The sequence below is a fragment of the Pseudomonas sp. Marseille-QA0892 genome, from assembly GCF_054950135.1.
The window spans coordinates 560,937-574,252 of sequence record NZ_CM143104.1; the positions used below are offsets into that span (position 1 = coordinate 560,937).

General features: G+C 62.4%; 13 protein-coding genes. 6 read left to right on the plus strand and 7 right to left on the minus strand.

Annotated elements, in window-relative coordinates; translation table 11 throughout:
* The first annotated feature begins 22 nt into the window (after nt 1-22).
* Nucleotides 23-889, plus strand: coding sequence for a LysR family transcriptional regulator (locus tag ACY8D3_RS02405; protein ID WP_462381434.1), 867 nt, complete (start codon nt 23-25; stop codon nt 887-889).
* On the opposite strand, the gene ACY8D3_RS02410 is transcribed toward ACY8D3_RS02405, so the two are convergent.
* The 3 genes from ACY8D3_RS02410 to ACY8D3_RS02420 form a co-directional block, all read right to left on the minus strand.
* Nucleotides 880-1,359 (minus strand): Lrp/AsnC family transcriptional regulator, encoded by a 480-nt coding sequence (locus tag ACY8D3_RS02410; protein WP_462381435.1) that lies wholly within the window; start codon nt 1,357-1,359, stop codon nt 880-882. The two genes, ACY8D3_RS02405 and ACY8D3_RS02410, sit on opposite strands and share 10 nt — an antisense overlap.
* A gap of 508 nt (nt 1,360-1,867) precedes the next feature.
* The gene (locus tag ACY8D3_RS02415) at nt 1,868-2,782 is read right to left on the minus strand and encodes a cation diffusion facilitator family transporter (protein WP_462384205.1); all 915 of its coding nucleotides are present in this window, start codon (nt 2,780-2,782) and stop codon (nt 1,868-1,870) included.
* Nucleotides 2,783-2,792: 10 nt separating this feature from the next.
* Nucleotides 2,793-3,212: a polyribonucleotide nucleotidyltransferase gene (locus tag ACY8D3_RS02420; RefSeq protein WP_462381436.1), complete on the minus strand. Its 420-nt coding sequence runs from the start codon at nt 3,210-3,212 to the stop codon at nt 2,793-2,795.
* A gap of 127 nt (nt 3,213-3,339) precedes the next feature.
* Here ACY8D3_RS02420 and hrpB point away from each other — a divergent pair, with 127 nt between their 5' ends.
* Both hrpB and ACY8D3_RS02430 read left to right on the plus strand, forming a co-directional pair.
* The gene (gene hrpB, locus ACY8D3_RS02425; protein ID WP_462381437.1) at nt 3,340-5,856 is read left to right on the plus strand and encodes an ATP-dependent helicase HrpB; all 2,517 of its coding nucleotides are present in this window, start codon (nt 3,340-3,342) and stop codon (nt 5,854-5,856) included.
* Between the two features lie 272 nt (nt 5,857-6,128).
* Nucleotides 6,129-7,634 carry a methyl-accepting chemotaxis protein gene (locus tag ACY8D3_RS02430; protein WP_462381438.1) on the plus strand — a complete coding sequence of 502 codons (1,506 nt, stop codon included), beginning with the start codon at nt 6,129-6,131 and terminating at the stop codon, nt 7,632-7,634.
* Nucleotides 7,635-7,871: 237 nt separating this feature from the next.
* On the opposite strand, the gene ACY8D3_RS02435 is transcribed toward ACY8D3_RS02430, so the two are convergent.
* A complete protein-coding gene (locus ACY8D3_RS02435) occupies nt 7,872-8,540 on the minus strand; it encodes a YciC family protein (RefSeq protein WP_462381439.1) in 669 nt (222 codons plus the stop codon).
* A 60-nt stretch (nt 8,541-8,600) separates the two neighbouring features.
* Nucleotides 8,601-9,203 carry a cysteine hydrolase family protein gene (locus ACY8D3_RS02440; RefSeq protein ID WP_462381440.1) on the minus strand — a complete coding sequence of 201 codons (603 nt, stop codon included), beginning with the start codon at nt 9,201-9,203 and terminating at the stop codon, nt 8,601-8,603.
* Nucleotides 9,204-9,408: 205 nt separating this feature from the next.
* Between ACY8D3_RS02440 and ACY8D3_RS02445 the strand changes: the two genes are divergently transcribed.
* Together ACY8D3_RS02445 and ACY8D3_RS02450 are read left to right on the plus strand one after the other, a co-directional pair.
* Nucleotides 9,409-10,128 carry a DUF2076 domain-containing protein gene (locus ACY8D3_RS02445; protein ID WP_462381441.1) on the plus strand — a complete coding sequence of 240 codons (720 nt, stop codon included), beginning with the start codon at nt 9,409-9,411 and terminating at the stop codon, nt 10,126-10,128.
* A 104-nt stretch (nt 10,129-10,232) separates the two neighbouring features.
* A complete protein-coding gene (locus ACY8D3_RS02450) occupies nt 10,233-10,706 on the plus strand; it encodes a LabA-like NYN domain-containing protein (RefSeq protein ID WP_462381442.1) in 474 nt (157 codons plus the stop codon).
* Here ACY8D3_RS02450 and ACY8D3_RS02455 read toward each other — a convergent pair.
* Nucleotides 10,699-11,904 carry an MFS transporter gene (locus ACY8D3_RS02455; protein WP_462381443.1) on the minus strand — a complete coding sequence of 402 codons (1,206 nt, stop codon included), beginning with the start codon at nt 11,902-11,904 and terminating at the stop codon, nt 10,699-10,701. The two genes, ACY8D3_RS02450 and ACY8D3_RS02455, sit on opposite strands and share 8 nt — an antisense overlap.
* Before the next feature lie 208 nt (nt 11,905-12,112).
* Between ACY8D3_RS02455 and ACY8D3_RS02460 the strand changes: the two genes are divergently transcribed.
* Nucleotides 12,113-12,742 (plus strand): LysE family transporter, encoded by a 630-nt coding sequence (locus ACY8D3_RS02460; protein WP_462381444.1) that lies wholly within the window; start codon nt 12,113-12,115, stop codon nt 12,740-12,742.
* A gap of 27 nt (nt 12,743-12,769) precedes the next feature.
* Here the strand turns inward: ACY8D3_RS02460 and ACY8D3_RS02465 are convergent, their stop codons facing one another.
* A complete protein-coding gene (locus ACY8D3_RS02465; RefSeq protein WP_462381445.1) occupies nt 12,770-13,237 on the minus strand; it encodes an Lrp/AsnC family transcriptional regulator in 468 nt (155 codons plus the stop codon).
* Nucleotides 13,238-13,316 lie beyond the last annotated feature (79 nt).

Sequence of the window (13,316 nt, forward strand, 5' to 3'; positions counted from 1 at the left end):
TATTCAGATTTTCTATAACAGTATGGATATCAGTTTCCGCCAGCTGCGTGCGTTCGTACTGGCCGCAGAAACCCGCAGCTTCACCCGTACCGCTGAGCAGCTACACCTGTCGCAGCCCTCCTTGAGCTATGTGATTCGTAAGCTTGAGGAAGCGGTCGGCGTTGCGTTGTTGGCGCGCAACACCCGAAGTGTGGAGCTGACCGCGGCTGGGGAAGAGTTTCTCCCGCAGGCCCGGCAGCTATTGCGCGGCCTGGACGATGCGCTCCGTGAGGCGGATGCGCAGCGCAACCTGAGCCGGGGACGAGTGCGCCTGGCCGCTCTGCCGTCTGCCGCTGCCGCCTTTTTGCCGCGGCGGATTTCGGCGTTCACCCGAGCGCATCCCGGCATTCAGATTGACCTTCGTGACGGCCGGGCAGGGGAGGTCAGGGCCTGGGTGGTCAGCGGTGAAGTGGACGTGGGCTTGAGTTCATGTCCGGATGACCTGTCAGGGCTGAGCTTTACCCCGTTGTTCGACGACGGGTTGGTCATGGTCCGGCCTGCGGCTTCGATCAAGACGCTTCCCTACATTGCACTGGCGGCCGATACATCGATTCGGCCGCTGGCGGATGCCGCGCTCGCGGCGCTGGGTCACGCTGAGCCGCCCGCCTGGGAGGTGGCCTACATGAGCACGGCTGCCTCGCTGGCGCGCGCGGGGCTGGGGTTCACACTCCTGCCGGCCAGCTGCGCCGACACATTCAACGTCGCCAATGGCCTGGTGATAGAGCCCCTGCCTATCGCGTCTTCACGGGCGATTGGCCTTCTGCGCCGCAAGCCGGAGCGCAGTTCTCCGGCCATCGAACAGTTTCTCGAATACCTCGCGAGTGAACTAACCAAGCCTGATCAGCCTTGAAGGTGCTCCAGCGGAAGTTCCGTGCTTGCGAGCACCTGATTGAGCACGAAACTGGAACGGATGCTGGCGACACCTTCGATGCGTGTCAGGTGGCCCAACAGCAGCTTCTGGTAGTGGTCCATGTCGGGCACGACGACCTTGAGTTGGTAGTCGGCGTCCATACCTGTTACCAGGCAACATTCCACCACTTCGGGCCGTTTGAGGATGATGCTTTGGAAATGCTCGAAGCGTTCCGGCGTGTGGCGATCCATGCCGATAAGTACATATGCCGTCAGGCTCAGGCCGAGCTTCTTGCGGTCCAGCAGGGCTACCTGTCGACTGATATAGCCTTCGTCTTCTAGCTGGCGAACCCGACGCGAACAGGGAGACGGGGACAGGCCGATACGTTCGGCGAGCTCCTGATTGGAGATGCGAGCATCTTTTTGCAGTTCGGCAAGGATTCTGAGGTCGTAGCGATCGAGCTTTTCCATTCCATTGATCCTGGGTTGCGTATTTCGGCACCGGATTGGTGAATCGTTGCGCAAGAATGCGTGTCCTGGGCGACATTAGCAAGCAATCGTCGCGACACCCGGCGTAGCCTGTACTCATTCGATGGCCCGGACGAGATGTCCGACCCGATCGGCCCAACCAGGCGATCGGGGCCTTCCAGCCCTACAGGGTTGCAAGGCCCGGGCGCGCACCGCTCAATCAGGCGGGCGGCAATGACGCGACGACACGATCGACGCTGACAGGACAACCACGCAAAAGGGGGACGGTCTGTAATGACCGTCCCCCTTTTGCGTTATGGCGCCTACTTTGATTCCCGCGTCCGTGATAGGGCCTCGTCCAAGGACAACGGCTCACGTATCCCGTCGGGCAGCGTTACGGTTGTCCATCCTCGCTGGCACAGATCTCGCCGACCACCTGGCCCTGCTTGCCTGAAACGGCAGCGCAGTCATGGTTATCTCTTCATCGTATTCAATGATTTGGAGCAGACACTCAGCGTAGCGGTTCAGCAGTCCGGCGTGATGGTTCCCGGACACCGTCCGGGTCGGCGTGAACAAGCACCTCGGCTTGCGGGAATGCTTCGATGATCGCGTTCTCGACCGCGACGCAACATGTGTGCGCTTCGGTCAGCGACAACTCGCCGGGCAATTCGATGTGGAGCTGTACGAACCAGTGGGCTCCTGACATGCGCGTACGCAGGTCATGGGCATCGAGCACGCCGTCCACTTCGCAGGCCAGGGCGTGCATGCGGTCGCTGACATCCGAAGGCAGCTCACGGTCCATGAGTACCGAGCCCGCCTCGCGCACAATGCCGAATGCGCTGTAGAGGATGTAGAAGGCAATCGCCAGGCCGATTACGGCATCGCTCCGCCACCACCCCATGGCCGTCAGAACCAACGCGACGAGTATGCCCGTGTTGAGCAGCAGGTCGGAGCGATAGTGCAGAGAGTCCGCCCGGATCGCGGTCGAACCCGTCACCTTGACGACGTGATGCTGAAAGCGCAGCAGGGCGATGGTGAGCAGAAGCGAAACGATCATCACGCCAATGCCGAGGCCCGTCGTGCCGACAGGCTGTGGATCGGCCAGTCGTTCGATCGCCTGCAGTCCGACCAGCACGGCACTGGCGCCGATGAACAGGGCCTGACCCAGCCCGGCCAGTGCTTCCGCCTTGCCGTGACCATAGCGGTGATCATCGTCCGCTGGGCGCAGTGCGTAGTGCACTGCGATGAGGTTGAGCAGCGAGGCTGCGCTGTCCAGTAGCGAATCGGTCAGTCCGGCCAGCAGGCTCACCGAGCCGCTGGTCCACCAGGCAATCGCCTTGATGATGACGAGAAACAGCGCAGTGGCCAGCGCCGCCCGCGTCGCCAGGCGCAGGAGCCTGGCGTGATGCTGCTCGGCGGGTTTCATCAGGAAGGGATCACGCGGCTGGGCGCAGACCGTAGGCAGCCAACTGCTGAACACTGCCGTTGTGCTGAATCAGGCGCGGATCGGTCAGCGGCAGGCTGTGGCCCGTCTCGCGCTCAATCAGTGCCTTGAGCTTGGCGCGGTCCACCTCGCCGTTTTCGCCGATGGTTTCCTTGAGCGTCTCGGGCGCTACGGAGTAACTCTGGCCGCCCGGTAGGTAAATCGCGCCAGTTGCGAAGTCGACGCCAAGCGCGATCAGTCCGGGGATGACGTAGAAGAGGATACCGATGGCATCCAGGGCGACGATGACCGGGTCGACCTTACCCTCGATCTGGCCGCGGCGGTCGGGATAGAAGATCGTGCCACACGCACTGAGTTGGGTAACCAGCACAACGGCCAGACTGCCGCCGATAACGCGAGATCGCATGCCCATCCAGGCACCTCCTGTGTGATGTATGCGCCACTATAGCAAGTGGCAAATGGCAATTCATGCATCGCTAAGACCGCATCAATCGGCCTACTGTTCGCCGCTATAATCGCGGCCGTTTTCAGGAGATGCCATGAACGCGCTGCCCATCGATGCCGCCTTGCCGCCGCTGCGTGAGGCTCTGTCACGAGCCGATAACGTCGTCCTCGAAGCGCCACCAGGGGCGGGCAAGACGACGCGTGTGCCGCTTGCGCTGCTGGATGCCCCATGGCTCGCCGGGCAGACGATTCTCATGCTCGAACCTCGGCGGCTGGCGGCGCGTGCAGCAGCCGAGCGGCTGGCGTCCGAACGCGGGGAGCAGGTAGGGGAAACGGTGGGCTACCGCATTCGCCTCGACAGCCGGGTCGGGCCGACGACACGCATCGAAGTTGTGACGGAAGGCATCCTCACCCGCCGGCTGCAGGACGATCCGGCCCTCGAGGGCGTCGGGTTGGTCATTTTCGATGAGTTCCACGAACGAAACCTGGACGCGGACCTTGCGCTCGCCCTTACGCTCAATGGCCGGGCGCTGTTACGCGACGGCCTGCCGCTCAAGGTTCTTGTGATGTCGGCCACGCTTGAGGGCGAGCGGCTTTCGATGTTGCTCGATGACGCGCCGGTGGTTCGCAGCGAAGGACGGGCCTACCCCGTTGAGGTGCGCTGGGGGCGGCGTTTACTGCCGGGTGATCGGGTGGAGCCGCGGGTCGTCGACACTATTCTTCAGGCACTGGATGAGGAAACCGGTAGCGTACTGGTGTTCCTGCCCGGCCAGGCGGAGATCCGCCGTGTGCAGCAGGCGCTTGAGGGCGCTCTGGGCAATGTATCCAATACGCGGGTGTGCCCGCTGCATGGCGATCTCGACCTCCAAACCCAGCGTGCGGCAATCGAACCGGCGCCGGATGGGATACGCAAGGTCGTGCTGGCGACGAACATTGCCGAAACCAGCCTTACCATCGAAGGTATTCGCGTCGTGGTGGATGCAGGGTTGGCACGTGTACCCCGCTTCGATCCGGGTAGCGGCATGACCCGGCTCGACACCCAGCGTATCTCCCGTGCATCAGCGACGCAGCGCGCGGGGCGGGCAGGCCGGTTGGAGCCGGGCGTATGCTACCGACTCTGGTCCGAGGAGCAACATGAAGGTCTGCCTGCGCACGGTGCACCCGAAATCCTCCAGGCCGATCTTTGTGGGCTCGCGCTGCAACTGGCACGCTGGGGTGTCGAAGCGGACGAGCTGTCCTGGCTCGATCAGCCGCCTGGGGCGGCAATGGCGCAAGCCCGCGACCTGCTGACCCGCTTAGGCGCTTTGGATGGCGGGCGTATCACCTCCCACGGACAGGCAATGGCTGGGCTGGCCGCCCATCCCCGGCTCGCGCATATGCTGCTCAAGGCGCGGGCGTTCGGCCTGGATGCGTTGGGCTGCGACATCGCTGCGCTCCTGAGCGAGCGCGACATCCTGCGCGGGGGTTGCGCTGATCTCCATCGAAGGCTGGATTACGTGGGCGGAGAGCGAGACGGGGCCGCCGCGAACCGTGGCGCGGTTCAGCGTATCCGGCAGATGGCCCGGCAGTTCCGAGGATCGCTACGCGGCGCGGCGGGGAAGCCGATCGGTGAGATGCATGACACTCGCTGGCCCGGTCTTCTGCTGGCGCTGGCCTACCCCGATCGCATCGCACAGCAACGACGGCCAGGCGGCGCGGAATATCGCCTGTCGAATGGCCGGGCGGCGCTGTTTGCGGAGTCCGACGGGCTGATGAAACATGAATGGCTTGTCATCGCGGGCCTCGGCAGCCGCCACGGCCACCGCGAAGAGCTGATTCACCTCGCAGCGCCACTGGACGTGGCGTTGTTCGAAACGCTGCTGGCCGAGCAGGTCACACGCATGGACGAGCTGGACTGGGATGAACGGGAAGGTGTTATGCGCGCCGAGCGCCAGCGCCGTATCGGTGCGCTCATCCTGGCGCGTGAACCCCTTGACACCATCGATGAGCAGGCCCGTACCGGCGCACTGTTGCGCTTCGTACGACGCAAAGGCCTGAACCTGTTGCCCTGGACACCCGCTATTCGCCAATGGCAGGCGCGGATTGCATTTCTGCGCTCGCTCGATCTGGACGCGGGTAAACCGAGTGAATGGCCAGACCTCAGCGACGAGGCGCTGCTGAACGACCTGGAAGATTGGCTGGCGCCCTATCTGAACGGCGTGCGGCGCATGTCCCACTTCGCCGGGCTCGACCTGGGGGCCATTCTCCAGGGCACCTTGCCATGGCCATTGCCCACTCGGCTGGACGCGTTGGCACCGGTCTCCATCGACGTGCCTTCAGGCTCGCGCATACGTATCGACTACAGCGAAAGCCCGCCGGTACTGGCGGTGCGTCTGCAGGAGCTGTTCGGACTTCCGGACACGCCGCGTATCGCAGAAGGGCGTGTACCACTCAAATTACACCTATTGTCACCGGCGCAGCGCCCGGTTCAGGTCACTCAAGACCTTGCGAGCTTTTGGGCGTCCACCTATGCCGAGGTGAAGAAGGATCTGAAGGGGCGTTACCCGAAGCATTACTGGCCCGACGACCCGTTGATTGCTGAGCCGACGTCGAGGGCGAAGCCTCGTAGATAGCAGGCAGGCATGCGGCGGACGATCAAGCTGTCCAAGCACGTCTGCCGCTACCCCCACCCATACCGTTTCCAAGGGAATAGCGGGCTGTCCGTTTGTCTGCGCGGGCGGTGTACATCACGCACCTTGGCCTCAAGCCCCGCAACGATATGTCGATATAGCGGCTGGTCCCTACAGAACGACCGAGCACTGCCCCGGCACCCTTCGGTGCACGGGAGATGACAGATCATTGGATGCATTACGTTCGGGACGAACGCGTTAGTGAGGAAACGGCAATGGTAAAAAGTCCCGACAGGCTGAGGCAGCACTATCTGCTGGCCGATCGAATCATGCTCTATGTCATCTGGTTGATGGCGTTTGCGGCACTCGCACTTGGGGTCGTCTATGCAACGTTGACCCAGGCTGTAGTCGTAGGTTTGGGTATTGCGATCCTGATGACCGTATTGCGTTCGTTTTTGGCGGGTACGCGCCTTTTTCGCTGCGTGGTTGCGGCCGCCTTCATGACGCTCTCCGCATTGCATATCAACCAGAGTGAGGGGCTTGCGGAGATGCACTTCGGCATCTTCGTCCTGCTCGCCTTTCTGCTTTACTACCGGGACTGGCTTCCTATCGTTGTTGCAGCTGCGGTTATTGCCGTCCATCACATCGCATTTTTTGCACTTGAGCACGCGACTTCGCTCCCCGTCCACGTTGTGCACGAAGGGAGTTGGGCGACGATCTTCCTGCATGCCCTGTACGTTGTGGTGGAGACGGCCATCCTGGTCTACATGGCACAGCAGGCCCGTTCCGAGGGGCAGGAGGGCGCAGCGCTTCTGGACGCGGCGCAGCATCTGACCCGACCCGGGGGTACGATCGACCTGACGTATCGTGGCGAGCCGGTGGGGCCGCTGGCGGCTCAGTTCAATGATGTGCTTTCGGTGCTCGAGCGACTTGTCAGCGAGGTCGTCAAGGAGAGCGGGACGCTGGTTACGATCGGCCAGGCTGTAGGAGGCACAACCCAGACGCTAGGCGCCGGTGCGAGCGAGCAATTGGATAAAGGCCGTAGCATGAGCGAGGCTATCCAGCACATGGTGAGTGCCATCGATCACGTAGCCGAGCACGCCGATCAGGCGGCGCTCACGGCCAAGGGCGTGAATGCTCGCTCCAACGAGGGTAGCGCAGCGGTTGGGCACATACGCAGCGAAATCGAACAGCTGGCCAGGAATATAGACGGCACCGATCGCGATGTTCGTGCGCTGGCCGAGGAGTCCGAGCAGATTGGCACCGTGCTGGACGTCATTCGCTCGATTGCTGACCAGACCAATCTGTTGGCGCTCAACGCCGCTATTGAGGCTGCTCGCGCCGGCGAACAGGGCCGAGGCTTTGCCGTCGTTGCCGATGAGGTCCGAAACCTGGCTCAGAAGACCGCCACTTCGACGTCGGAAATCCAGGCCATCATTGCCCGCCTGCAGCAGACCAGCCGTCAGGCAGCTGCAGCGATGAATGAGAGCCGCATCGGGGTGAGTCGTTGCGCGGCGGACAGCATACGTACAGCGGATTTGCTTACATCGGTCGCGAGTGAGATCAATACGATCTCGCAAATGAACGAGCGCATCGCGACCGCTACGCATCAGCAGGCGACCGCAAGCGCGGAAATCAACCATTACCTCGAGGACATGCGATCGATTGCCGAACGAAACGTGGCTGAGTCCGAGTGTTTAGGTGAGGGTAGCCGCGAGCTGCGCGAAGCCATTCAGCGCTTGGCTGCATTGAGTGGGCAATTCGAGGTCAGCCAACGCTAAGGACGCGCCAGGGTTTCGTCCGTGATGCGGGTAATGGCAGTGCTCCCGGTCTGGGCAGGTGAGTCTGGCTTGCGGCCAGCAGTTCGAGCACGGGTTTCCTCAGGCGCCCGAGCATCGAGCGATAGGACCCATTTTAGGGGGCTTGCGAGAGGCATCGCGCAAGCCCCCAGGCGGAACGGCGTCCAGATGACGATCAACTCCCGATCGGCTAGAGCGCCGCGTCGCCTACCCGTGCCGCTACCTTTTGGTGCCGAGCTTTTCCTGCCGGAGCATGTAAAGCCGATACATCACGATGCTGCTGAAAAGCTGGATGAACCCGGCGACCGTGCCCGTGAGGATTTCGCCAACGGCATCCATCCGGGGTTGGTCGCCGGTACCAGCCAGCCACAGGTCGATCGCCCACATCGGCACCATCACCGTCATGAGGCATACGAAGATCACCCAGAAGTAGCCCCGGCTGAGTTCATAGCTGTCGCGCATCGCTTGAAGCGGCGTCTGGCCATCGATGACCACGACGTATTCGGCGAACGCGAGCCGTGTCATGACCCAGAGCGCGGGCAGAATGAATAGCGTCAACCCAAGCATGATCAGCAGGGTAGAAATACCGACCAGCAGCCCGAGCCGCGGCCACATGCTCGCACTGACGCGCCAGAGCGCGCCGGCAGATGGCAGCTCGCCTCGTGTCCGGGCTTCCATGAACAGGATAAGCGCACCGCTGTATAGAGGGTAGATGACCAAAGAGAGCAGAACGGAATACACCGGCGGCGTTTCGTGGTCGAACCACTCGGCGAGGGCACGTTGTAGGGCGCATTCCAGCGCAATGAACGGTAGGCAAAGCAGGGCGATGGCCAATAGATTTTGGCTGGCGAAATACCAGGCATCACGGTAAAGACGAAGTGGGTTCATTTTTTATCGGCAGAAATATAATGTCACATTGCCACTTTACCGCGAGCGCCCGGTCAGCGCCTACAGGCAATGCGTGGAGGGAAAGCAGACCTGTAATAGTCCCCGACAGTCGGTCACTTGTGCAAACTCGCCATTCAGGTTCGCCAAGGCCATGTCATGGACCTCTTGAGCCGAACGGGCGCGCCCTCGGTAGTCCGATTTCGCGAACGTGAAGCAGGCATCATCGACAACCCAGGTCTTGAACCCAAGGCAACCTGCGGCGCGGGCGGTGGATTCGACCGAGTTCTCCGTTGCAACACCGGTCAGAGCGATGCGAGTGAGACCTCGCACACGAAGCCACCGTTCGAGCCCGGTGTGAGCAAAAGCATCTGTCACATTCTTTTCGAACACCGCTTCGTGGGGCAGGGGCTCCAGGCCAGGGTGGAACAATGCACCGTCCTGCCCGGGCGCAAATGTGGAATGGGGGTCGCGCGAGACGTGCCGAACATGCACGACAGGCCCGTCCGCGAGTCGCCAGGTCTGAAGCAGCTCCAGGATGCGTTGCGCGGCGTCAGGGTTATTGCGCGGGCGGCCGTCCCACTGCTGTATGCCACGCTGCATATCGATGACGATCAGGGCGGTGTCGATCTTCACGGGTGATCCTTGCGTTCCGTTGCTGTCCATTGTCGAGCGATGCGCGACAACGCGTCGTGTATCGGATAGCGCTCCTTCGTTTCGAGGTCTTCTGCCGAGCCTTCGTCCATCGCGCCATGTGCCGCGCAGTGGAGCGACATATGGCGAGACACTACCGATTGTGCGCCCTTATTGAAATCGGCGGTTTGGGCCGCCACTAATAGATCACGTGTTTCTGTCCGTGCGAGGCATTGTCATGCAATCTCAAGAGCAGCAGTTGATCGATGGTCTGTTTTCCCGTCTCAAGGAAGCCGAGCGGCGATCCACACCGCGCGACGCCCAAGCGGAACGGGCCATTGCCGATCACATCGGGCAGCAGCCGGCTGCGCCGTACTACATGGCCCAGGTCATTCTCATTCAGGAAGCAGCACTCAAGCAGCTCGAGCAGCGTGTGCGTGAACTCGAGTCGCAGGCGAAACAGGCCCAGCAACAGCCGGCGCAGAGCAGTGGCGGCTTCCTGGCCGGGTTGTTCGGCACAGGGCAGCGTGAGCCCTCGCGTCAGGCTCCGATTTCGCGAGGCTGGAACGAGCCGGGTACGAGGTCCGATGCGGCGAGGGGCTTCGGTGCGCCAACCGGCGGCGCAGGGGCACCGATGGGCATGGGCATGAATGCAGGCGGTTCCCGGGCAGGCGGCTTTCTCGGCGGCGCGCTACAGACGGCCGCTGGCGTGGCGGGGGGCGTGGTACTGGGCAACATGCTGATGAACATGTTCGAACATTCCCAGCCCGAAGAGATCGTTAATGTGATCAACGAGACGCCGGCTGACACGGGCGCCCAGGACGCGGACTTTGCCAACGCCGACGTCGGGCAGGATTTCGCCGACCAGGGCGGCGGCGGTTTCCAGGAAGCAAGCTATGACGACGCCGATTTCGGTGACGGTGGCGACGTCTTTGGTGATGACGACAGCTTCATCTGACGGCTGACCCAATCTCCGGGCGGCCGGAGGCTGCCCGGTATCGGGTCCGACCCCGACGAACCCAATCGCCTATACTGCGTTGCTTTGGGTCGAGACGAGGTTTTGTGAAACGTATCGCGTTGTTTGCTGACGTTCAGAACGTCTACTACAGCACACGCCAGGTCCATGGCCGGCATTTCGATTACTCGGCGCTCTGGCGCGAAGTGTCCTCGAGAGGAAACATCGTTCAGGCGGTGGCCTATGCCACCGAGCGCGGCGATCCCAAGCAGCGACAGTTTCAGCAGATCCTGCGTAACCTGGGATTCGAGGTGAAGCTCAAGCCTTACATCCAGCGCAGCGATGGCTCGGCCAAGGGCGACTGGGACGTGGGCATTACGCTGGACATGTTCGAGGCAGCGAGCGATGTCGACGAAGTCGTTCTCCTATCGGGCGACGGCGACTTTGACATGCTGCTGGACCGTATCCGGACCCGCTACGGCACCGAGTCGACCGTCTATGGCGCCCCTGGCCTTACCGCCCATTCCCTTATCCGCGCGGCCGACGCCTACGTGCCGATCGAAGGCGGCCTGCTCAAATAGCCGGGCGCGCCTTACGGGTGTCTGGCAGCAGTACCGTCAGGATGCCGAGCAGGGGCAGGAACGAGCACAGCCAATACACGTGAACGATCCCGTAAAGATCGGCCAGGTGCCCGAGATAGGCCGCCGCAATCCCGCCGAACCCGAACATCAATCCAAAGAAGATGCCTGCGATCATGCCTACGTTGCCGGGTACCAGCTCCTGCGCGTACACGACGATGGCCGAGAACGCGGATGACAGGATGAAGCCTATGCACACCGTCAGCACTGCCGTCCAGAAGAGGTCCACGTAGGGCAGCGCAAGGGTGAACGGCGCTGCGCCCAGGATCGAGAACCAGATGACGGCCTTGCGCCCGATGCGATCGCCGATCGGGCCGCCGAGAAACGTACCCGCGGCGACCGACCCCAGGAACAGGAAGAGGTAGAGCTGAGACGTGGCGACCGACAGGTCGAAGCGTTCGATCAGGTAGAAGGTGTAGTAGCTGGTCAGGCTCGCCATGTAGAAGTACTTCGAGAACACGAGCACCGCGAGCACCACCAGGGCCCCCTGGACGGTGCGGCGGCTGAGGCCGGTCTCGCGCTCGTGCTTGCCGCCACGGCGAAAGCGATCGATGTTCGCCTCGTACCAGCGGCTGACGCGATACAGGATGGCGATGGCGACCACGGTGAACAGCCCGAACCAGGCGACATGGCTCTGCCCGAACGGCACGACTATGGCAGCTGCCAACAGGGGGCCAAGCGCCGATCCCGTGTTGCCGCCCACCTGGAACGTCGACTGTGCGAGCCCGAACTTGCCACCGGACGCCATCCTCGCGACGCGCGATGCTTCGGGGTGAAAGGCCGACGAGCCGATGCCGATCAGGCCTGCGGCCACCAGTAACGCGCCGAAGCTGCCGACCATTGCCAGCATCACGATGCCGATAAGGGTGCAGGTCATTCCCATGGGCAGGAGATAGGGCTTGGGGTGACGATCCGTATAGAAGCCTACGGCGGGCTGCAGCAGCGAAGCGGTGATCTGGAACGTCAGGGTTATGAGCCCAACCTGGGTGAAAGTCAGATCGTAGTTCGTTTTGAGCAACGGATAGACCGCAGGCAATACGGCTTGGACCAGGTCGTTGATCAGATGGACCAGCGCAACGGCGCCAACCATCTTGAAGACCATTGGGGGAGTCGTTACGGCAGGGGGCACGGGGGCAGTCATGTGATTCTCGCTCGGCGGCCGTCCGGAGGCTGCTGCAGGCAACATCGAAGCGCCGGGGGCCTGGCTTTTGTTGTGGCGCAGGATTGGACCACAGCAGCCTACAGGTGCCTATAGCGCGCGACGCACCACAGCGTTGCATGCGACATCCGGCTGTACAGGCTAGGCGGCTTCGCTAGAATCCGGACCGTACACACTGGAAGTCATGCCAATGCTCGCCGTGTTCCTTTCCGCACTGTTGTTCGGTTTCGCCTTTTGCCTGTCCCCCGGCGCGGTGTTGGCCGAGACCCTTAGGCAAGGGCTCTTGCATGGATTTCGCCCCGCCTTGCTGGTTCAGGTTGGCTCGCTGCTTGGCGATGCGCTGTGGGCAATTATCGGGCTGACGGGGCTCGCCCTGTTGCTGACTCACGGCGAAGTGCGCGTGCCGCTCACGCTGGCGTGTGCGGCCTATCTGACCTGGCTGGGCATACGCAGCCTGCGTGACGCCTGGGCGTTGCCCGCTGAGGATGGAGCCTCCCAGGCGCCTCATGCGCGCAACGCGCTGATCGCCGGGGCCGCCATTTCGATCACCAATCCCAAGAACATCGTCTACTGGGGCGCGCTGGGCAGTGCGCTGGCCGGCATCGTGGGCGACGCCCCGACGATGTCCCAGACCATGGTCTTCTTTGCCGGCTTCATGACGGCGTCCGTCGCCAGTTGCTTCGTCAGTGCCGGACTCGTGGAATGGCTGCGCCGCGCCAGTTCACCAGCCTGGCATCGCGTCAGCCATGGCGTGTGCGGCCTGCTGCTGCTGGTGTTGGCGGCGCTCGCCCTCAAGGGCGTGTTGCCGTTGGCAGGCTGAACCGTGCGGGGCAACGTCGAGCCTTAATCAGCTGCGCGCATCGCCGTTCCCGGCATGCCGGCTCAAGACGGACGGAATGCGTTTTTCGAAGGAGGTCGAGAGGATCATCGACGTCTTGCTGGCGCCGTAGCTGTTGAGCGTATCCAGGAGGTGCTCGAGCTCTTCCATCGATCCTACCGCGGCTCGCATCAGCACGCAGGCATCGCCCGTGATTCGCTGACACTGCGTGATCTGCGGGATCTTCTCCAGCGCCTCGATCGTGCGCGCCGAGGAGTGATCGGCGATGCGCAGTTCAATGGCACATTCGATCGGAAGGCCAAGCTTGGCGAGGTCGACCGAGGCGTGATAGCCCTTGATGACACCCGTAGCCTCAAGCTTGGCGACCCGATCGGCTACAGCAGGCGGGGACAAATTGACCCGGCGTGCCAGTTCGACAAACGAAGCCCGTCCATTCTCCAGCAGTGCCGCGATCAGTTGTCGGTCGTAGCGATCCATGAAACAGTCCCGTTGTGCAATCGAAAGTTCTACAGCGACATTACCGTGTTTTCGAAGGCTGTACCGTTTTGAAAGCCGG

What these genes read in the sequence shown, in the direction of transcription:
- ACY8D3_RS02405 (WP_462381434.1), top strand. Translation starts at nt 23, where the DNA reads ATGGATATCAGTTTCCGCCAGCTGCGTGCGTTCGTACTGGCCGCAGAA.
- ACY8D3_RS02410 (WP_462381435.1), bottom strand. Translation starts at nt 1,359, where the DNA reads ATGGAAAAGCTCGATCGCTACGACCTCAGAATCCTTGCCGAACTGCAA.
- ACY8D3_RS02415 (WP_462384205.1), bottom strand. Translation starts at nt 2,782, where the DNA reads ATGAAACCCGCCGAGCAGCATCACGCCAGGCTCCTGCGCCTGGCGACG.
- ACY8D3_RS02420 (WP_462381436.1), bottom strand. Translation starts at nt 3,212, where the DNA reads ATGGGCATGCGATCTCGCGTTATCGGCGGCAGTCTGGCCGTTGTGCTG.
- hrpB (WP_462381437.1), top strand. Translation starts at nt 3,340, where the DNA reads ATGAACGCGCTGCCCATCGATGCCGCCTTGCCGCCGCTGCGTGAGGCT.
- ACY8D3_RS02430 (WP_462381438.1), top strand. Translation starts at nt 6,129, where the DNA reads ATGGTAAAAAGTCCCGACAGGCTGAGGCAGCACTATCTGCTGGCCGAT.
- ACY8D3_RS02435 (WP_462381439.1), bottom strand. Translation starts at nt 8,540, where the DNA reads ATGAACCCACTTCGTCTTTACCGTGATGCCTGGTATTTCGCCAGCCAA.
- ACY8D3_RS02440 (WP_462381440.1), bottom strand. Translation starts at nt 9,203, where the DNA reads ATGGACAGCAACGGAACGCAAGGATCACCCGTGAAGATCGACACCGCC.
- ACY8D3_RS02445 (WP_462381441.1), top strand. Translation starts at nt 9,409, where the DNA reads ATGCAATCTCAAGAGCAGCAGTTGATCGATGGTCTGTTTTCCCGTCTC.
- ACY8D3_RS02455 (WP_462381443.1), bottom strand. Translation starts at nt 11,904, where the DNA reads ATGACTGCCCCCGTGCCCCCTGCCGTAACGACTCCCCCAATGGTCTTC.
- ACY8D3_RS02460 (WP_462381444.1), top strand. Translation starts at nt 12,113, where the DNA reads ATGCTCGCCGTGTTCCTTTCCGCACTGTTGTTCGGTTTCGCCTTTTGC.
- ACY8D3_RS02465 (WP_462381445.1), bottom strand. Translation starts at nt 13,237, where the DNA reads ATGGATCGCTACGACCGACAACTGATCGCGGCACTGCTGGAGAATGGA.